The organism is Labrenzia sp. PO1 (genome assembly GCF_012273635.1).
Classification (GTDB): domain Bacteria; phylum Pseudomonadota; class Alphaproteobacteria; order Rhizobiales; family Stappiaceae; genus Roseibium; species Roseibium algicola.
Map to the genome: position 1 here is coordinate 645,115 of NZ_JAAXCR010000004.1, position 17,335 is coordinate 662,449.

A 17,335-nucleotide genomic window follows, 5' to 3' on the forward strand; every position below is an offset into this window, starting at 1 on the left:
AGAGCTGCCGCGCGCGTTCGCTGGAACGCCGGCAAAAGTGCTCTAGGTCGGGGAACTCAAGATGTCTCTCTCTGAAACGGCGAACCCGCGCGGTTCCGTTGTTGACAGACTGCGTGATGCTTTGCCCAAACTCGTGCTCAGCCCGACGATCGCCATCGTGGCAATCTTCGTTTACGGCTTCATCGCCTTCACGCTTTACCTGTCTTTCACGGACAGCCGTATTCTGCCCACCTTCGGCTGGGTCGGCTGGCAGAATTATGAAAACCTCTTCAAGATCCGTGCGTGGGATACGGCCGTTTGGAACCTTGTGGTTTTCGGCGTTCTCTACATCACCATCTGCTGCGTCCTGGGTCTGCTGCTGGCGATCCTTCTCGATCAGAAGATCCGCGCAGAAGGCTTCATCCGCACAATCTACCTCTATCCGATGGCGCTCAGCTTCATCGTGACCGGAATTGCCTGGAAATGGTTCCTCGACCCGGGCATCGGTATCGAGGCCGTCGTGCGCGGCTGGGGCTGGGAAACCTTTACCTTCAACTGGATCAAGGACCGGGATTTCGCGATCTACACCATCGTGATCGCGGCGGTCTGGCAGACCTCGGGCTTCGTCATGGCGATGTTCCTTGCGGGCCTGCGCGGTATCGACAGCGAGATGATGAAAGCTGCCCAGATCGACGGTGCTTCCACGTTCGCGCTTTATCGCCGGATCGTGATCCCGCAGCTTCGTCCTGCCTTCATGTCGGCCTTCGTGGTGCTCGCCCATATGGCGATCAAGTCCTACGACCTGGTGATCGCCCTGACAGGCGGCGGACCGGGCACCGCAACCGAAGTGCCGGCAACCTTCATGTATTCCTACACATTCACCCGAAACCAGATGGGCATCGGTGCGTCTTCCGCCGTGATCATGCTGATGACGATCGCCGCGATCATCGTGCCCTACCTCTGGTCAGAACTCAGGGAGAAAAAGTGATGTCGACGATGTCCAAGTCTTCCTCCCTGCGTCCGGCCCGGGTGATCCTGTACCTGCTGCTCGCGCTGTTCTGCATCTACTACCTGCTGCCGCTGTACGTGATGGTGGTCAACTCGCTGAAGCCGCTGACCGAAATCACTTCGGGCGGGATGATGGCGTTGCCGCAGGAGTGGACCATCGCTCCCTGGCAAAGCGCCTGGTCGAGTGCCCAGGTGGGCGTTGAGGCAACGGGTCTGCGGCCCTATTTCCTCAACTCCATCATCATGGTCGTTCCGGCGGTCGCCCTGTCGACGCTGGTCGGCGCGCTGAACGGTTACGTTCTCACCAAATGGACGTTCCGCGGTGCGACCATCCTGTTCGGCCTGCTGCTGTTCGGCTGCTTCATTCCCTTTCAGATGGTGCTGATCCCGATGGCTCGCATGCTGGGTCTGATGGGCATCGCCGGCACGGTGCCGGGTCTGATCTTCGTACACTTCGTCTACGGGATCGGCTTCTCGACGCTCTATTTCCGCAACTACTATGCGGCCTTTCCGACAGAGCTTGTCCGGGCGGCGCAGATCGACGGTGCCGGTTTCTTCCGGATCTTCTGGCGCATCCTGCTGCCATCGTCCGGTCCGATCGCGGTTGTCTGCATCATCTGGCAGTTCACCAACATCTGGAACGACTTCCTGTTCGGTGCGTCCTTCTCCGATTTCGACAGCCAGCCGATGACCGTTGCCCTCAACAACCTGGTGCAATCCTCCACCGGGGTGAAGGAATACAACGTGCATTTCGCCGGCGCGATCATGGCCGCGCTGCCAACCCTTCTCGTCTACATCGTCGCGGGCCGCTACTTCGTGCGTGGTCTGATGGCAGGCTCAGTAAAAGGATAAGACAATGGGCTTTCTCGACATCAAGCAGGCGACCAAGTCTTATGGATCCTTGCGGGTCCTGCATGAAACCGACATCTCCATCGAAGAGGGCGAGTTCCTCGTGCTCGTCGGCCCGTCCGGCTGCGGCAAGTCCACCCTGCTCAACATGATTGCTGGCCTGGAGGACATCACCTCCGGCGAGATCGCGATCAAGGGCAAGAGCATGAACGGCGTCAAGCCGGCGGACCGCAACATCGCGATGGTGTTCCAGTCCTACGCGCTTTACCCGAACATGACCGTTGCCGGGAACATCTCCTTCGGCATGGAAATGCACGGCATTGCGAAGCCGGAACGCGAAAAGCGGATTGGCCAGGTGGCCGATCTCCTTCAGATCAGCCATCTGCTCGACCGCAAGCCGGGCCAGCTTTCCGGTGGTCAGCGCCAGCGTGTCGCCATGGGGCGTGCACTGGTGCGCGAGCCGGACGTGTTCCTGTTCGACGAGCCGCTGTCCAACCTGGACGCAAAGCTGCGCGTCGACATGCGCACGGAAATCAAGAAGCTGCACCAGAAGCTCGGCACGACAATCGTCTATGTGACCCATGACCAGATCGAGGCACTGACGCTGTCGACCCGGATCGCTGTCATGTTCGGTGGCTATGTCCAGCAGCTGGGCACACCGAAAGAGATCTACGACAATCCGGCCAACATGTTCGTGGCGGGCTTCATGGGATCGCCTTCCATGAACCTGTTCCCGGCCAAGGTGGTCTCGGCGGACGGCAGGCCGGCTGCGGAAGTCTCGCTGGCAGACGGCAAGACGGCGGCCATTCCGTTTGCCTCCGACGCGCTCTCTTCCAGCATCGGCAAGGACATCATCCTCGGCATTCGGCCGGAAGCCATTACCGACAAGGATGGTGCCGACCGCAATTCCAAGGCGGTTCACATCGTCGATGCTCCGGTGGAAGTCACCGAGCCGGCAGGTTCCGACACGTTCGTCGTCAGCCAGATCGGCGGCAAGGACGTGACCGGCCGCTTCCGTGCCGACGTTGCCGTGAAGGCGGGAGAAGTGTTCCCGTTTGCCTTCAACATGGAAAAGGCGGTCGCTTTCGACCCGAAGACCGAAAAGCGGATCGCCTGACCCATGAATACGGCGCCCGACATTGTGATCATCGGCAGCGGCATGGGAGGAGCTTCCCTTGCCGCAGGCCTTGCTCCGACCGGGGCCAAGATCACGATTCTGGAACGGGGATACCGGATACCGGACGATGCTCCGGCCCGGGACCCCTGGCGCATCTATACCAACAGCGCCTTCCGGGCACCGGAAATCTGGCTCGACGGACAGGGTAATCCGTTCGAGCCCGGCAACTACTACAATGTCGGTGGCAACTCGAAGCTCTACGGCGCGGTGCTGATCCGTTACCGGGAAGAGGACTTCAGCGCGCTGGAGCATTATGACGGTGTTTCACCTGCCTGGCCGATTGCCTATGACGAGCTGTCGCCCTGGTATGACGCCGCCGAACAGCTTTTCCAGGTTCGGGGCGATACCGCCTCCGATCCGACTGAACCGCCGCATGGCAGGCCTTATCCGTTTCCGCCCATCCCGGACGAGGAAGCCATCCGGATTGCCCGGCGGCGCCTTGAGCAGGCGGGCGTTCGCCCGTTCAGCCTGCCGCTGGGGGTTGATATCGACCGCTGGCTGGATGCCGGGCACACCGGCTGGGACGGTTACCCCGACCTCAGATGCGGCAAGATGGATGCGGAAACCTGTGCGCTGGAAGCCGCAATGGCTCATGACAACGTTACCCTTGTCACCGGTGCCGAAGTCACCGCGCTCCGGACGGGCTACAAGTCCGGCCGTATCGATGAAGTCCACTACAGCAAGGACGGTGAAGAGATCTGCCTGACGCCGGGGGTCGTTGCCCTGTGTGCGGGTGCCGTCCAGTCCGCGGCGCTCTTGTTGCGGTCCGGCGTTGCCAACCTCTCGGACTATGTCGGCCGTTGTTTCATGAACCACAATGCGACGGCGATGATCGCCATCGATCCGCGGTTCCGGAATACTTCCGTCTATCAGAAGACCTTCGGCCTGAATGACTGGTATCTCGATGACGGCGAAGACGGCAAGCCTTTGGGCAACGTCCAGCTGCTGGGTCGGGTAACGCCGGATATCCTGAAGATCCAGGTGCCGCAGCTGCCGAAATTCGCTGCCCGCTGGATTTCCGGGCATGCCCTTGATCTCTATCTGATTTCCGAGGATCTGCCCGATCCTGAAAGCCGGGTTGTCCTGAAGGACGGCAAGATCCAGCTCATCTGGCAGCGGTCCAACATGACGGCGCACAGGAAGCTGGTCGAGAAGACCCGCAAGACCCTGCGCGAGGCCGGTTTCCCGCTGGTGCTGTCGCGGCTGTTCGACGGCAGGGTGCCCTCGCATCAGTGCGGCACGGTGCGCATGGGCGATGATCCGGCTAACTCCGTGCTCAATCCGGACTGCCGGTCCTGGGATCATCCGAATCTGTTTGTGGCCGATGCGGGAGCGCTGCCTACCTCGGCTGCCGTCAATCCGGCCCTCACGGTCGCGGCATTGGCACTGCGCGCCGCCGAAACGATCAAGAAGGACCTGGCGGCATGAACAGGATCGCACTTGTTACCGGCGGCCAGCGCGGCATCGGTCTCGGCATTTCGAAGGCTCTTGCGGAGGCCGGTTACACGGTTGCCATCGCCGCTCAGGAAGAAGCCAACGCGCCGGAGGTAACCGAAGCCTTGAACAGCCTGGGTGGCAAGGGCCGCTATTTCCGGCATGACCTTCTGGACATCGACCATTGCAAGACGCTGCTCGACCGGGTGGAGGCGGATCTCGGGCCGGTAACGGCTTTTGTTTCCAACGCGGGCGTTCCGGCCAGGATCCGGGGCGACATGCTGGATCTGGCGCCCGACAGTTTCGACTTCGTCATGGGTGTCAACCTGCGCGGGGCCTTCTTCCTGGCGCAGGAAGTGGCGAGACGCATGCTGGATCAGCCGTCAGACAGCTATCGCTCGATGAGTTTCATAACCTCCGTAAGCGCGGAGATGGTGTCGATCGAAAGGGCGGAATACTGCCTGTCGAAAGCAGGCGCCGCCATGATGGCGGAGCTTTTCGCCGTCCGGCTTGCGCCGCATGGCATCGGTGTCTTCGAGCTACGGCCAGGCATTATCGAAACCGGCATGACCGCCGGAGTGAAAGACAAATACACGGCCCGGATCGAAGGCGGTCTGGTGCCTGCTGCCAGGTGGGGGCAGCCCGCCGATATCGGCTCAATCATCGTGCCGATTGCCGATGGCCAAATGGCCTTTGCAACCGGTTCGACTTTCGCGGTGGACGGCGGACTGTCGATCCCCCGGCTTTAGAGCGAGTTGTTCTGAGAGACTTCAGATGAATACAGGCTACGACTTCATCATCATCGGTGGTGGCAGCGCCGGCTCGGTTGTTGCCGCGCGTTTAACCGAGAACCCGGACGTTTCCGTGCTGCTGCTGGAAGCAGGCGGGCGCGACTGGCATCCGTTCTATCACCTGCCTGCCGGCTTTGCGAAAATGACCAAGGGGATCGGCTCCTGGGGCTGGCACACGGTGCCGCAAAAACACATGCAGAACCGCGTGTTCCGGTATACCCAGGCCAAGGTGATTGGCGGCGGTTCGGCCATAAATGCGCAGATCTATACCCGCGGCAATGCGCTCGATTATGACGAGTGGCGTCAGATGGGCTGCGAGGGCTGGGGCTATGAAGACGTTCTGCCCTACTACCGCAAGGCCGAGGACAACGACACCTACGACAACCGCTACCACGGCAAGGGCGGCCCGCTTGGCGTTTCCAGGCCCTGTGCCCCGCTGCCGATCTGCGAAGCCTATTTCGAAGCCGCTGCTGCGCTCGGCATTCCGAAAAACGAGGATGTGACAGGCGAGAAGCAGGACGGTGTTGCCTACTACCAGCTGACACAGCGCAATGCCCGCCGGTCTTCCTCCGCCATGGCGTATCTGGCGCCCAACAAGGGCAGGCCCAATCTCCACATCAAGACCGGTGCCCAGGTGCGCCGTATCGTGGTGGAAGGCGGCAAGGCGACCGGTGTCGAACTCATCGACGGCACCCGGCTGACGGCGGGCTCTGAAGTCATTCTGTCGTCCGGCTCCATTGGCTCGCCCCGTCTGCTTCAGCTTTCCGGCATCGGTCCCGCCGACGAACTCAGAAAGCTCGGTATCGATATCGCCTATGACCAGCCTGAGGTCGGTTCCAACCTGCAGGACCATCTGGATCTCTACTGCATTTGCGAAGTCAGCGGCCCGCATACCTACGACCGCTATGCCAAGCCGCATCTCTCTGTGCTGGCCGGCCTTCAATATCTGCTCACCCGGCGTGGGCCGGTGTCCTCCAGCCTGTTCGAGACGGGCGGGTTCTGGTACGCGAACCCCGATGCGCGTTCGCCGGACCTTCAGTTCCATCTGGGTCTGGGGACGGGGATCGAATCCGGCGTTGCCGCCATGCCGGACGGCGGCGTGACGCTCAACTCCTGTTATCTTCGCCCGCGCTCAAGGGGTAGCGTGCGCCTGAAGAGCTCCAATCCTGCGGATGCGCCGTTGATCGACCCGAATTACCTGCAGGACAGCCAGGACCGGGAAATGTCGATCCGGGGCCTGAAGCTGACGCAGGAAATTCTGGCGCAGGCGCCGCTGAAGCCCTTCATCAAGGCCGAGCACTTGCCGGGGCCAGGAGTGAAGACCGACGAAGACTACTTCCGCTTCATCTGCGAACACTCCAAGACCTCCCATCACCCGGCCGGCACCTGCCGCATGGGCTCCGACGACAAGGCCGTGGTCGATCCGCGCCTGAGGTTCAACGGTGTGGAGCGGCTTCGCGTGGTCGATGCTTCCATCATGCCGACGGTCGTTTCCTCCAACACCAATGCCGCGGCCATCATGATCGGCGAGAAAGCCTCCGACATGATCCGCCAAGATCACGGGGCGCTGTCATGATCCGCCATATCGTTCTCATCAAGTTTCAGCCGGATGTTGCCGAAGAACTGATCGAAAGCCTGTTTCAGGAACTCAGAAGTATCCGCAATCAGGTGTCCGGCATCGGCGAGATCGTTTCGGGCCGCAGCGAAAGCCCGGAACAGATCGAACGGGGCTACCTGCACGGATTCACCGTCGATTTCGAAAGCTGGGAGGCACTGGAAGCCTACCAGACCCATCCGGACCACAAGGCGCTCGGCGCCAAGCTGGTCGCCAATGCCATCGGCGGGATCGACGGCATTCTCGTCCTCGATATTCCCGTCTCGGCCTGACCGGCCGCCAAGTTTCCGGAGCGTATCATGCTGACCCTGCCCACTTACGAAAACCGTCTGGAACCCTACAGCCTCATCGGAGAAGCCCTGACGCCGCGTGCCCCGCGCGTGCCGCTAACCCGCACCGCTTTTGCCGCAGCGCATGTGGTGTCCGATCCGCTGCGCGAGCGCGATCCATGGGTTGGTTCTCCGGCTGTCGATTGGGAAAATACGCTGAAATTCCGGCACTGGCTGTGGGATCAGGGGCTGGGACTGGCCGAGGCCATGGACACCGCGCAGCGCGGCATGGGCGTTGACTGGGCAACGGCGAAGGAACTGATTGAACGCACCATGAAAGAGGCGAAGACGCATCCGCTGAAGCCGCGTGTTGCCTGCGGGGCAGGCACCGATCAGGTGCCGCTGGAAAATCTCAAGACGAAGGACGACATCGTTGCGGCCTATACGGTCCAGCTGGAGGCCATCGAGGCGGCAGGCGGGCAGGCGATCCTGATGGCATCGCGGGCTCTTCCCGCCATCGGGGCCGGGCCGGACGATTACGCCGATGTCTATGGCCGGCTGATCCGTCAGGCACGGGAGCCGATCATCCTGCACTGGCTGGGCGACATGTTCGATCCGGAATTGACCGGCTATTGGGGGTCTAAGGATGTCTCGGCGGCGTCCGACGCCGTCCTCGCCATCATCGAAGGCCATGCAGCGAAGGTCGACGGCATCAAGATCTCCTTGCTCGACCAGGCACACGAAGAAGCCTTCCGTGCGCGCTTGCCTGAAGGCGTGCGGCTTTATACAGGCGATGACTTCAACTATGCGGATCTGATCGCCGGCGACGGCAAGCACTATTCGCATGCGCTGCTGGGGGCCTTTGCGGCTATTGCCCCCGTGGCGAGCCAGGCGCTTGAGGCATTGGCGGAAGGGGATATGGATACCTATCACCAGCTCTTCGCGCCAACCGTTCCGCTGAGCCGGGAAATCTTCAAGGCGCCGACCCGCTTCTACAAGGCCGGAATCGCGTTTCTTGCCTGGCTGAACGATGCCCAGAGCCACTTCATCATGCCGGCCGGTTTTCAGTCTTCGCGTGAGATTGCCCATTATGCAGAGGTCTTCCGGCTTGCGGATCAGGCGCGTTTGTTGTCAAAGCCGGAGATCGCCGAGGAGCGCATGGGGCTGCTCCTGAAACTGCACGGGATCGGATAGACCTTTCATGAAGAAGCGGCCGACAATTCTGGATGTTGCAAGGCAGGCGGGCGTTTCCAAATCGACCGTCTCGTTGGTGCTCCAGAATTCGTCGCTGGTGAAACAGTCAACCCGGGAAGAGGTGGCCAGGGCAATTGATGAGCTTGGTTATGTCTACAACCGGTCGGCTGCCGGCTTGCGGGGCGCTGCATCCGGCCTCATCGGCCTGATCATCAACGACCTGCGCAACCCCTTCTTCACCGAATTTGCCGCCAGTGCGCAAATGACCTTTGCCAGCAAGGGATACTCGACCGTCATCGCCAACACGGATGAGGACCCGGAAATCCAGGCCCAGGTGATCGACAGCATGATCGAGCATGGCGTGTCGGCCTTCGTCATCTCGCCGACCTATGGCGGCGACGAAAGCCCGTTCGAGCGGATCGAGCGGGCCGGAATTCCCACCATGCAGGTGCTGCGTCAGCTGGACGAGCGCACGGACCTGTTTCCCTTCGCTTCGCATGACTACGCCTTTGGAGGCGAAGCTGCGACACGGCACCTGATCGATACGGGATGTCAGAAGATCGCCTTTGCCGGTGGTCTGGCGGATCGTCCGATCACCTTGGAGCGCATGTCCGGCTATCGAAGCGTGATGCAGGCGAACGGCCTTGCGCCGACCATTTTTCACGGACGGCCATCGAGGCAGTTCGGCCGTGAAATCGCGCTTAAGATCCTTCAGGAACACGAAGGCCTGGAAGCGGCGATCTGTTTCAGCGACCTGGTTGCGCTTGGCATGCTGAGCGGCTTTGCCGAGCTTGGCATCAAGGTTGGTCAAGATTTCAGGATCATCGGCTTCGATGATATCGAGGAATGCTCACTGGCCTTTCCCAGGCTCAGCTCGGTGCGCTGCGATACCGCGCTGTTCGGCCGCAATGCCGCTGAAGCGATGCTGACCTGGATTGTCGACGGCGTCAGGCCACCCGACACGAAACATTATCCGGTCGAGCTGATCAAACGGCAATCGACCCTGGGACTTAATGCATGACAGATTGTTCGCGTGAGGCCCTGTTGCGGCGTCTGTTCGAGACGGCCGTTGCAGCGGCCGACCCGATGAAGTGCGTTCCCGCATTCCTGCCGGAACGGATTAATGGCCGGACGCTCGTGATCGGTGCCGGCAAGGCGTCGGCACGCATGGCCGAAGCGGTTGAAGCAGCCTGGGGGGCTTCAGAGGGACTGGTCATCACCCGCGACGGCTACTCCAGGCCTTGCCGGGGGATCGAAATTGTCGAGGCATCACATCCGGTGCCGGACGGGCGTGGGCTTCAGGCAACACAGCGCCTTCTCGGTCTGTTGTCCTCGCTTGAAGAAGCGGATCACGTGATTGCGCTGATTTCAGGCGGGGCGTCGGCGCTGCTGGAGGCACCGGCCGGAGATATTTCGCTGGCTGACCTGCAGGCCTTGAATGAAGCCCTGCTGGCGTCAGGTGCGCCAATCACCGACATGAACACGGTCCGCAAGCATGTCAGCCTGGTCAAGGGTGGCCAGCTTGCAGCGGCAGCCTATCCTGCCCGGATGACGGCGTTGATCATTTCCGATGTTGCCGGTGACGATCCGGCCTTCATTGCCTCGGGCCCGACGGTTGGCGATCGGACGACGCCAGCGGACGCGCGTGCGGTTATCGAACGCTTTGGCATGTCTGTGCCGGCATCTGTTCTCACTGTGCTGGACAGCGCCACCGGAGTGCTGCCGCAGGAAGATAAAAGAGTGTCGAGGGTGGAAAACCGCATCATCGCGGCACCATCGCTTTCGCTGGAAGCAGCGGCAAGCCTGGCTGCCGACGAAGGTATGGAAGTCGAGATCCTGGGCGACGCCATTGAAGGCGAGGCGCGCGATATGGCTGCACAGCAGGCGAGACTTGCGATCGAACGCCAGCAGGCGATGAAACCGGGTGGGCGGCCCGTCCTGCTTCTGTCCGGCGGTGAATGCACGGTGACGCGGCGCGGCAAGGGCTGTGGTGGTCCGAATGCGGAATTTGCCCTTGCGCTCGCGATCGCTCTCAAGGGGGCAAACGGTCTTTACGGGATTGCCTGTGACACAGACGGTGTCGACGGGGCGGCGGATGTTGCAGGGGCGGTTGTTGGCCCAAGCACTCTTGAGCGTGCAGAGGCGCTTGGCCTCGACCCGGTCGCCATGCTCGGCGACAATGACAGCCACAGTTTCTTCGCGGCTCTTGGCGATCAGGTGGTGCCAGGGCCAACCCTCACCAACGTCAACGACTTCCGTGCAATTCTCATCGAAAGCCCAATGACATGAATGAGCTGGAGACGCTTCTCCAACGGGCGCAAGCCCTGATTTTCGATTGTGATGGCACGCTGGTGCAAACACCAACGCTCTATGCCGGTGCCTGGCAAGACGCGTTCAGGGCCGTCGGTCATCATATGGAACCGGACTGGTACCACGCCCGGGCGGGAATGTCGGAACATGTGCTGCTTGATGACTACGAAGCCGAGCACGGCGTTACGGTGGATCGCCCACTGGCCGTTCGGGAGATGCGCACGGCAGTATTGGCCCGGATCGGTGAAGTCGGCGAGATCGAGGTAATAAGCGCCATTGCACGCAGGTTTCACGGCAAGTTGCCGATGGCGGTCGCCTCTGGTGGACCGCAGGAAGTGGTGCTGGCGTCGTTGAAGGAGACGGGACTGCTGCCGTTGTTCGATACGGTTGTCACGATTGATGACGTTGCCCATGCCAAACCGGCGCCGGATCTCTTCCTGGAAGCCGCTTCCCGGCTCGGTGTCGCAGCCGAACAATGCCTCGTGTTCGAGGACAGTCATCAGGGGCTTGAGGCAGCGCACAACGCAGGAATGCCGGTTGTTGATGTGAACCGGCTGATCGGATAACGCCGCGAAGCTGATTTCCACTCGTGCTGATCAGTTCAGGTCAATTGGCGGACGTTTCGTGTCCTCCTGATCTGCGCCAAGATGCCTGAGCTTTTCCGGGTTGCGGGTCACATAGACGGCGATGATCCTGCCGTCCCGGATCTGCAGTGCGGTTGTCTGGACAATGCCGCCATCTTCCTCGGTTACAAAACCGGGCAGTCCGTCAATGTCAGCAAACCGGATCAGGCGTGACGGAGCTTTTCTGAAATAGCGGGCGAGTGCCGCAAAGAGGCTCATCGACCGTTCGTGCCCGAATGTCGGAGCTGACGTGGCGGGCACCTTGCCGCCGCCGTCGGCGTAGACGACGATGTCTTCGGCCAGCAGGGATTGGAGTTTCTTCATGTCGCCGCTGCGCGATGCTTCGTAGAAGGCAGTCGCCAGCTTCCGGCCCTGTTCCGGCGTGGCGGAAAAGCGTGGTCTTGCTTCCAGCAGCCTTGCTCTGGCCCGGCTGGCGAGCTTGCGGCAGGCAGCCGGTTCCCGGTTGATGGCGGTCGAAATTTCCTCGAAACCCATGCTGAAAACGTCATGCAGCAGAAAGGCGGCCCTTTCGAGCGGTGACAGCCGCTCCAGAGCCACCATCACGGGCAACGTGATGTCGTCGGCGACTTCGGCATCTGATGTCGTCAGCAGGGGCTCTGGAAGCCAGGGGCCAACGTAAGACATGCGGCGACGGCGTGCGGATTTCAATTCATTGAGGCAAAGCCGTGTGACGATGGTCTTCAGGAAGGCGACAGGCTCGCGCACCTTTTCCCGGTCGGCGGCAAGCCAGCGCAGCCAGGCTTCCTGAACCACGTCTTCCGCGTCGGAGACTGATCCCAGCATGCGGTAGGCGATGCGGGTCAGTCGCCTGCGCAAAGCGGTGTCGTCTTCAAGGGCCGGTGTGTCCGTCATGATCACGACAGCCTATCACGTCAACGCCGGTTCGGGCCGTGCTTGCACCCGTCCGGCTGCAAACTGCAAGGCCGTTTTCGCCACACGCCTGCCAAGATGGCGGGCGGTTGCCAGATCCGCGGCCGGGGGAGCTGTCTGCGGCCCTTCGTCGGTGTTCGACTGTGCCGCGGCCCCGAGCCAGAAACCGAGCCGGTTGAGATCGTCTTCCGATCCTTGCGAGGAACAATTGGCTGGCGGCAGGTCCAGGCTGACCCAGTGCATGCCGTGCTGGGCTGCAAACAGGGCCAACTGGATGAGCACCGCCAGCTTGTCGCCGGAGCGCGAACCGGAATTGGTGAAGCCGGCCGCAATCTTGTCTCGCCAGAGATAGCCCTTCGACATGATTTCCTGCGAGCTGGCTTCCTGAAAGGTCTTGAAGGCGGCGGAGGCTGCGCCGACGTAGGTTGGCGTGCCGAAGATAATTGCGCTGGCCGCATTGAGTTCGTTCCAGCGGGTGCTGGCTTCATCGGCCGTCAGAAGCAGTGCGCGTGCACCGTCGACATCCTCTATGCCCTGCCTGACAGCCGCTGCCTGACGTTCTGTGTGACCATACCCGCTGTGAAAAACGACGGCGACGTCAATCAATTGCCGGTAATTCGCAAGCTTGGTCTGAAGCCCTGCTGCTGCATTCCCATTGTCCATCATCATTTTCGTCTCCTGCGCACACCTGGTGTTCGCAGTTATGACAAGACAGCGGCGCTGGATGTGACATGCCGGACGGGATTTTTGAGGAAATGAGTTGTTCTGCCGCCTGAAAACGAGAAAACCCCGCCGGAGCGGGGTTTTCGGACATTCAAAACGCGATGAAGCTTACTTGATCGGAGCCAGAACCATAACCATCTGGCGGCCTTCAAGCTTCGGCGCGGATTCAACCTTGGCGATTTCGTTGGTTTCCTCACGGACCTTGTTGAGCAAGTTCATGCCCAGGTCCTGGTGGGCCATTTCGCGGCCCCGGAAACGGAGTGTGACCTTCACCTTGTCGCCTTCGCCAAAGAACCGCAACATGCTCTTCATCTTCACCTCGTAGTCGTGGGTGTCGATGTTCGGACGCATCTTGATCTCCTTGATCTCGACGGTCTTCTGTTTCTTGCGGGCTTCTGCTGCTTTCTTCTGAGCCTGGTACTTGTACCGGCCATAGTCCAGGATCTTGCAGACAGGCGGATTTGCGTTCGGCTGGATTTCAACAAGATCCAACCCGGCATCCATGGCGATGCCCATCGCCTCTTCTGTCGGGATGACGCCACGGTTGGCGCCTTCATGATCAATCAACTGGACTTCGCGAACGCGAATTTCGTGGTTTGTGCGCGGGCCTTCCTTCGTAGGAGGCGGGGCGCGGAACGGACGGCGAATGGTCGCAAACTCCTCTTTCGTTTCAACGTGGCGCTAGGGCTTTGATATGCTCCATGCACAAAAATCCTCGGAACGCTGGTACCAAGGTGCTGAGATGGATATGGCCTAACGCCATCCCCCAACGTCTTGCGAAACCGGCAAAAAGTCAAGCGAAAACACCGTTTTCGACATGCCGGGTCACATTTTCAGGGGCTAAGGCTCCGGCTGGCCTGATCATGGCCAGTCGGGCAACTGCCGGTTCTGGAAGGTTGCAATCCGACCGGCAGATGGTCAAGTAAGCAGTCAGCTCGCGCATATCAAGGAAGGACAGCGGTTTGGACGGCGGGAAATTCGTGTTGCAGCTTCTCAGGATCGCGTTCGGTTTCATCTTCGCGGTGCTGGCGTGCGGCCTGTTCCTTGCCTGGGGCTTTTTCCGGGCCGGGCATCCCGAAGCCGATCCGATTGCCTTTGCAACCATGGTCGGAAGCGGTCTCGTGGGTGCAAGTGTGGTCGGTGCCACGGCCCTGGCCCCGGCTGCCGTGGCAATCGTTCTGGCCGAAGCTGCACGGCTGCGCAGTTTCCTGTTTCACGTCGGTGCCGCCGGGGTGATCGCCTTTGCGGTCTGGACACTTGGAGCCGAAGCCGCGGACAGTACCTTCCGGCCGGGAAGCGCGGTTGCGCTGGCGGCCGGATTTATCGGCGGTGGAATTTACTGGCTGATTGCCGGGAGAACGTCAGGCTGCTGGCACGGAACCAAAGCGGCCGGTCAAGTGACGCACAAGCCGGCACAAGACGATCAGCCCGGACGCGACCACCCCTAGAAAGGCGGTCAGAGTTCACCGTCCTTCAAGGCATCCTTTGCAGCCTGATAGTGATCCGGCCGCATGTGGCTGCGGATCATCGCGAGGGCGGCCAGAAGCACGGTCGCGTCATCGCCGAAGCCGATGCCGATCAGAAAGTCTGGAATTACATCCAAAGGCAACACGAAATACGCCAGCGATGCAAGCACGGTGGCCCGCACCTTGCTGGGTGTCGAGGGGTCGAGCGCGCAGAAATAGCCGGCGACGACATCTTCCATGAACGGCACCTGACGCGCGGCCTTGCGGACCGTCGTCATCAATTTCTGACGGATCGTCTTCTTCTGCTCTTCCTCCGGACCGAGGATCTCGGGGTCAAAGCCAAGGTCTTCAAAGGTGGTGTTCATGAGGCCGCCTGTGCTTGTGTTCGCCTTTAGAGATAGGTTTTCTTGCCGGCAGCTTCAACGTTTCGCCCTTCCAGGCCGGGCTGGAAGGGCCGCGCAGGGTCGCCGGTCAAAGGGTTGCGGCGCTGTTTTCCTCAGCCTCGGTCAGGTCGCTATGGCCGAGGCGCTCCAGTGCCCTGTCGATGTCCCGAAGGCCCGAAGAATCCGGGGTTTCGTTACCCATCGGGCTTTCCGTCGCCGCCCGTTGCAGGGCACGTGCGTCCTCTCGCATCCGCAGAAGCTCGTCTACGCGATCAGCCTTGCTGCGCGTGTTGTCTTTCAGAATACGGGCGATCTCGTCCCTGGTCCTGTCAGTCATGTCGGATCCTCCTGTAAGTGGCAGCCGGGAAATCCTCTGCTGGATCTCCGGCTGCCCGATACCGGGCAAACGTTCGAGGCTGACAGAAGTTCCTCCGCACGACGGATCTCTGCGTTGGTCTTGGCGGCAGTTTCCCATCTTTTTCTGGAACATTTCCGCTGCTCCCCCGTTCTGCCTAATGCAACACGAAGGGAGTTGATCATGTGGAAAATCATGCTGGTTGCGGTCGCTTTGACTGGTCTGACCGCTTGCAATAACACGCAAAAGGGCGCGGTGATCGGTGGTGCCTCAGGCGCGGCGATCGGTGCTGCAACGACCGGTAAGGCAGGCGGAGCGCTTGTTGGTGGCGCTGTCGGCGCGGCTGCCGGTGCGCTTGTCGGAAGGGCAACGGAACCGGGCAAGTGTATCTACCGCGATTCCTATGGCCGCGAATATGTGGCGGCTTGCCGTTAATCGGTCTGCCCGGCGATCTGCCGGGTCACCTTCCGTGAGCGAGAGTTGAGCCTCTCGCCTGAAAAACAAAAGGGACGTCCTTTTCAAGGTTCGTCCCTTTTGTTTGGTCCTTCGAAGGGCTCTACCCTTCCGGACTGGTGAACTCAAAGCAGGATGTAGCCGACAACCGCCAGTGCGATTACCGCGCCTGCGGTGCCGATCGCCAAGACGTAACGCATCTCGTGAAGCTCGAGGCCCTGCTTGGCTTCCTTTTCTCCCAGAACGACTTCCTTGTCCTGTTCGTTGGTCTGCCTTTGATAAGTCATCTCTACCTCGCTGGATTGTGCGTCGTTGCAAGCGTTGAGGGCGGTTTGGCCTCATCACTCTTCAGAACAACGTTCGAGCGGCAGTAGTGTTCCTGAAAACGTCCAGGCTGGCCTGGGCGTGCGGTCAATAGCTGAGCAGGAATATCAGGGCGATCAGCGAAAAAATGATGCCGCTGAATCCGAAGCCAAGAGCAAGGTGCTTCCAACTGGAGGCTTCCTTGTCTCTGATCCTTTCACGCAGGATGGCAAGGTGCCGGTCCGCATCGTCGTTAAAGCCGTGATAGATCATCTTCACTACCTCGCGATGTTGCCACTTGGCAGCCAGGCTCGACTGCTCTTCAGCGGTTAACGCGCAAGATCCTTATTCGTTCCCCTCCGGGGGTTCCAGGGGAGAACGTTCAGGTGGGAACTTCCTGATGGGGTGGCCGTTTTCCCTTTGAAGTCCGGACAACTTCCGCAAATGCCAAGAGGGGACAAGGTCACTATGGGTTTCGACAGCCTGCCGCTGTGGGTCTTGCTTGCGCTTTTTGCAGGTGCCGGTGGAGTTATACTGGTTTGCGGCGTTCATCTGACCGGTCAGGCTGACCGTATCGCCGACCGGACAGGGCTGGGCGAGGCCTTGGTTGGCGGTGTCCTGCTGGGGGCGGCCACGTCGCTCTCGGGCACCGTGGTGTCCGTAACTGCTGCGCTGGACGGCCGCGCGTCGCTGGCCTTTTCAAATGGCGTTGGTGGTATCGCTGCGCAGACTGCCTTTCTGGCCATCGCTGACATCGTTTACCGGCGCGGCAACCTGGAGCATGTGGCGGCTGACGTTTCCAGTCTTTTTCAATGCGCCCTGCTGATGCTTTTGCTGGCCATTCCCCTGGTCGCCTACACCACCCCGGAAATCACGTTGCTGGGCGTTCATCCAGCCTCCTACGCCCTGGTTATCGTTTATGGCAGCGGTTTGCTGGCTCAGCGGCACGTGCGGGAGCAGCCCATGTGGCGTGTTGTGAATACGTCCGAAACCCACGAGGACAGCCCGGATGAGGAACAGCACGACCTGCGCGGTAACTTGCGGCTTATCGCAGGGTTTTCAGCGCTGATGCTTATCCTTGCCTCGATGGGCTGGGTGCTGGCGGAAGTGGCTGGCGCGCTGACGGACCGTTTCAATCTCAACGCCTCGCTTGTCGGCGCGCTGATGACAGCCGTTGTCACCTCGCTGCCCGAACTGGTGACGACGCTGGCAGCCGTGCATCGTGGTGCCCTGCAGCTCGCCATCGGCGGCATTGTTGGCGGCAACACCTTCGACACTCTGTTCCTGACGCTTTCCGATGTCGCCTATCGCGACGGCTCGCTGTATCAAGCCGTCTCCCCTCAGGACTATTTCTGGCTGGCGATCGGGCTGGTGATGACAGCGGTTCTGCTTCTGGGGTTGCTGGTACGGCAGAAGTCAGGCCCCGGCGGGATCGGTTTTGAGAGTGTCAGTCTGCTTGGCATCTATGGCGGTGCCATCGCGCTTCAGGCGCTCGGTTGATCCTGCGAACCT

At 60.8% G+C, this 17,335-nt stretch carries 21 protein-coding genes; 14 read left to right on the forward strand and 7 right to left on the reverse strand.

Going from position 1 to position 17,335, the window contains the following annotated elements; all coding sequences use genetic code 11:
- The first annotated feature begins 61 nt into the window (after nucleotides 1-61).
- The 11 genes from HCG46_RS23175 to HCG46_RS23225 are packed head-to-tail and all read left to right on the forward strand — an operon-like array spanning nucleotide 62 to nucleotide 11,192.
- A complete protein-coding gene (locus tag HCG46_RS23175; protein WP_023002937.1) occupies nucleotides 62-967 on the forward strand; it encodes a sugar ABC transporter permease in 906 nt (301 codons plus the stop codon).
- Nucleotides 967-1,839 carry a carbohydrate ABC transporter permease gene (locus HCG46_RS23180; protein ID WP_023002938.1) on the forward strand — a complete coding sequence of 291 codons (873 nt, stop codon included), beginning with the start codon at nucleotides 967-969 and terminating at the stop codon, nucleotides 1,837-1,839. Before HCG46_RS23175 ends, HCG46_RS23180 begins: the two co-directional genes overlap by 1 nt.
- A gap of 4 nt (nucleotides 1,840-1,843) precedes the next feature.
- Nucleotides 1,844-2,953 (forward strand): sn-glycerol-3-phosphate ABC transporter ATP-binding protein UgpC, encoded by a 1,110-nt coding sequence (gene ugpC, locus HCG46_RS23185; protein WP_055659653.1) that lies wholly within the window; start codon nucleotides 1,844-1,846, stop codon nucleotides 2,951-2,953.
- A 3-nt stretch (nucleotides 2,954-2,956) separates the two neighbouring features.
- Nucleotides 2,957-4,441: a GMC family oxidoreductase gene (locus tag HCG46_RS23190; protein ID WP_168687506.1), complete on the forward strand. Its 1,485-nt coding sequence runs from the start codon at nucleotides 2,957-2,959 to the stop codon at nucleotides 4,439-4,441.
- Nucleotides 4,438-5,196 (forward strand): 3-ketoacyl-ACP reductase, encoded by a 759-nt coding sequence (locus tag HCG46_RS23195; RefSeq protein ID WP_168687507.1) that lies wholly within the window; start codon nucleotides 4,438-4,440, stop codon nucleotides 5,194-5,196. The genes HCG46_RS23190 and HCG46_RS23195 overlap by 4 nt, the downstream gene beginning before the upstream one ends.
- Before the next feature lie 25 nt (nucleotides 5,197-5,221).
- Nucleotides 5,222-6,814, forward strand: coding sequence for a GMC family oxidoreductase N-terminal domain-containing protein (locus HCG46_RS23200; protein WP_168687508.1), 1,593 nt, complete (start codon nucleotides 5,222-5,224; stop codon nucleotides 6,812-6,814).
- Nucleotides 6,811-7,125 carry a Dabb family protein gene (locus tag HCG46_RS23205; RefSeq protein ID WP_168687509.1) on the forward strand — a complete coding sequence of 105 codons (315 nt, stop codon included), beginning with the start codon at nucleotides 6,811-6,813 and terminating at the stop codon, nucleotides 7,123-7,125. The genes HCG46_RS23200 and HCG46_RS23205 overlap by 4 nt, the downstream gene beginning before the upstream one ends.
- 27 nt (nucleotides 7,126-7,152) lie before the next feature.
- Nucleotides 7,153-8,316 carry a dihydrodipicolinate synthase family protein gene (locus HCG46_RS23210; RefSeq protein ID WP_168687510.1) on the forward strand — a complete coding sequence of 388 codons (1,164 nt, stop codon included), beginning with the start codon at nucleotides 7,153-7,155 and terminating at the stop codon, nucleotides 8,314-8,316.
- A gap of 7 nt (nucleotides 8,317-8,323) precedes the next feature.
- The gene (locus HCG46_RS23215) at nucleotides 8,324-9,337 is read left to right on the forward strand and encodes a LacI family DNA-binding transcriptional regulator (RefSeq protein ID WP_168687511.1); all 1,014 of its coding nucleotides are present in this window, start codon (nucleotides 8,324-8,326) and stop codon (nucleotides 9,335-9,337) included.
- Nucleotides 9,334-10,605 carry a glycerate kinase gene (locus HCG46_RS23220; RefSeq protein WP_168687512.1) on the forward strand — a complete coding sequence of 424 codons (1,272 nt, stop codon included), beginning with the start codon at nucleotides 9,334-9,336 and terminating at the stop codon, nucleotides 10,603-10,605. The genes HCG46_RS23215 and HCG46_RS23220 overlap by 4 nt, the downstream gene beginning before the upstream one ends.
- A complete protein-coding gene (locus HCG46_RS23225) occupies nucleotides 10,602-11,192 on the forward strand; it encodes an HAD family phosphatase (protein WP_168687513.1) in 591 nt (196 codons plus the stop codon). Before HCG46_RS23220 ends, HCG46_RS23225 begins: the two co-directional genes overlap by 4 nt.
- A gap of 30 nt (nucleotides 11,193-11,222) precedes the next feature.
- On the opposite strand, the gene HCG46_RS23230 is transcribed toward HCG46_RS23225, so the two are convergent.
- From HCG46_RS23230 to infC, 3 genes are all read right to left on the reverse strand, one after another.
- Nucleotides 11,223-12,122 carry a sigma-70 family RNA polymerase sigma factor gene (locus tag HCG46_RS23230; protein ID WP_168687514.1) on the reverse strand — a complete coding sequence of 300 codons (900 nt, stop codon included), beginning with the start codon at nucleotides 12,120-12,122 and terminating at the stop codon, nucleotides 11,223-11,225.
- A gap of 15 nt (nucleotides 12,123-12,137) precedes the next feature.
- Nucleotides 12,138-12,803 carry a flavodoxin family protein gene (locus HCG46_RS23235; protein WP_168687570.1) on the reverse strand — a complete coding sequence of 222 codons (666 nt, stop codon included), beginning with the start codon at nucleotides 12,801-12,803 and terminating at the stop codon, nucleotides 12,138-12,140.
- A 168-nt stretch (nucleotides 12,804-12,971) separates the two neighbouring features.
- Nucleotides 12,972-13,511: a translation initiation factor IF-3 gene (gene infC / locus HCG46_RS23240; RefSeq protein ID WP_075283347.1), complete on the reverse strand. Its 540-nt coding sequence runs from the start codon at nucleotides 13,509-13,511 to the stop codon at nucleotides 12,972-12,974.
- A gap of 314 nt (nucleotides 13,512-13,825) precedes the next feature.
- Between infC and HCG46_RS23245 the strand changes: the two genes are divergently transcribed.
- Nucleotides 13,826-14,311, forward strand: coding sequence for a translation initiation factor IF-3 (locus tag HCG46_RS23245; RefSeq protein ID WP_205838632.1), 486 nt, complete (start codon nucleotides 13,826-13,828; stop codon nucleotides 14,309-14,311).
- An 8-nt stretch (nucleotides 14,312-14,319) separates the two neighbouring features.
- On the opposite strand, the gene HCG46_RS23250 is transcribed toward HCG46_RS23245, so the two are convergent.
- Nucleotides 14,320-14,694 (reverse strand): YkvA family protein, encoded by a 375-nt coding sequence (locus HCG46_RS23250; protein WP_055659631.1) that lies wholly within the window; start codon nucleotides 14,692-14,694, stop codon nucleotides 14,320-14,322.
- 106 nt (nucleotides 14,695-14,800) lie between these two features.
- On the reverse strand, nucleotides 14,801-15,049 hold the full coding sequence (locus HCG46_RS23255) for a hypothetical protein (protein ID WP_075283357.1): 249 nt from the start codon (nucleotides 15,047-15,049) through the stop codon (nucleotides 14,801-14,803).
- Between the two features lie 201 nt (nucleotides 15,050-15,250).
- On the opposite strand from HCG46_RS23255, the gene HCG46_RS23260 reads away from it, so the two are divergent.
- Entirely contained in the window at nucleotides 15,251-15,502 is a 252-nt protein-coding gene (locus HCG46_RS23260; protein WP_023002955.1) for a YMGG-like glycine zipper-containing protein, read from the forward strand.
- Between the two features lie 143 nt (nucleotides 15,503-15,645).
- On the opposite strand, the gene HCG46_RS23265 is transcribed toward HCG46_RS23260, so the two are convergent.
- Together HCG46_RS23265 and HCG46_RS23270 are read right to left on the reverse strand one after the other, a co-directional pair.
- Complete coding sequence (locus tag HCG46_RS23265) at nucleotides 15,646-15,807, reverse strand: hypothetical protein (RefSeq protein ID WP_158514155.1); 162 nt, start codon at nucleotides 15,805-15,807, stop codon at nucleotides 15,646-15,648.
- A 124-nt stretch (nucleotides 15,808-15,931) separates the two neighbouring features.
- Entirely contained in the window at nucleotides 15,932-16,096 is a 165-nt protein-coding gene (locus tag HCG46_RS23270; protein WP_023002957.1) for a hypothetical protein, read from the reverse strand.
- A 195-nt stretch (nucleotides 16,097-16,291) separates the two neighbouring features.
- On the opposite strand from HCG46_RS23270, the gene HCG46_RS23275 reads away from it, so the two are divergent.
- The gene (locus HCG46_RS23275; RefSeq protein WP_023002958.1) at nucleotides 16,292-17,323 is read left to right on the forward strand and encodes a cation transporter; all 1,032 of its coding nucleotides are present in this window, start codon (nucleotides 16,292-16,294) and stop codon (nucleotides 17,321-17,323) included.
- Nucleotides 17,324-17,335 lie beyond the last annotated feature (12 nt).

Coding starts and splice junctions, on each gene's coding strand:
- HCG46_RS23235 (WP_168687570.1), bottom strand. CDS start 12,803: ATGGACAATGGGAATGCAGCAGCAGGGCTTCAGACCAAGCTTGCGAAT.
- HCG46_RS23230 (WP_168687514.1), bottom strand. CDS start 12,122: ATGACGGACACACCGGCCCTTGAAGACGACACCGCTTTGCGCAGGCGA.
- HCG46_RS23265 (WP_158514155.1), bottom strand. CDS start 15,807: ATGACTTATCAAAGGCAGACCAACGAACAGGACAAGGAAGTCGTTCTG.
- ugpC (WP_055659653.1), top strand. CDS start 1,844: ATGGGCTTTCTCGACATCAAGCAGGCGACCAAGTCTTATGGATCCTTG.
- HCG46_RS23215 (WP_168687511.1), top strand. CDS start 8,324: ATGAAGAAGCGGCCGACAATTCTGGATGTTGCAAGGCAGGCGGGCGTT.
- HCG46_RS23255 (WP_075283357.1), bottom strand. CDS start 15,049: ATGACTGACAGGACCAGGGACGAGATCGCCCGTATTCTGAAAGACAAC.
- HCG46_RS23250 (WP_055659631.1), bottom strand. CDS start 14,694: ATGAACACCACCTTTGAAGACCTTGGCTTTGACCCCGAGATCCTCGGT.
- HCG46_RS23210 (WP_168687510.1), top strand. CDS start 7,153: ATGCTGACCCTGCCCACTTACGAAAACCGTCTGGAACCCTACAGCCTC.
- HCG46_RS23200 (WP_168687508.1), top strand. CDS start 5,222: ATGAATACAGGCTACGACTTCATCATCATCGGTGGTGGCAGCGCCGGC.
- HCG46_RS23205 (WP_168687509.1), top strand. CDS start 6,811: ATGATCCGCCATATCGTTCTCATCAAGTTTCAGCCGGATGTTGCCGAA.
- HCG46_RS23275 (WP_023002958.1), top strand. CDS start 16,292: ATGGGTTTCGACAGCCTGCCGCTGTGGGTCTTGCTTGCGCTTTTTGCA.
- HCG46_RS23225 (WP_168687513.1), top strand. CDS start 10,602: ATGAATGAGCTGGAGACGCTTCTCCAACGGGCGCAAGCCCTGATTTTC.
- HCG46_RS23220 (WP_168687512.1), top strand. CDS start 9,334: ATGACAGATTGTTCGCGTGAGGCCCTGTTGCGGCGTCTGTTCGAGACG.
- HCG46_RS23190 (WP_168687506.1), top strand. CDS start 2,957: ATGAATACGGCGCCCGACATTGTGATCATCGGCAGCGGCATGGGAGGA.
- HCG46_RS23195 (WP_168687507.1), top strand. CDS start 4,438: ATGAACAGGATCGCACTTGTTACCGGCGGCCAGCGCGGCATCGGTCTC.
- HCG46_RS23175 (WP_023002937.1), top strand. CDS start 62: ATGTCTCTCTCTGAAACGGCGAACCCGCGCGGTTCCGTTGTTGACAGA.
- HCG46_RS23270 (WP_023002957.1), bottom strand. CDS start 16,096: ATGATCTATCACGGCTTTAACGACGATGCGGACCGGCACCTTGCCATC.
- HCG46_RS23180 (WP_023002938.1), top strand. CDS start 967: ATGTCGACGATGTCCAAGTCTTCCTCCCTGCGTCCGGCCCGGGTGATC.
- HCG46_RS23260 (WP_023002955.1), top strand. CDS start 15,251: ATGTGGAAAATCATGCTGGTTGCGGTCGCTTTGACTGGTCTGACCGCT.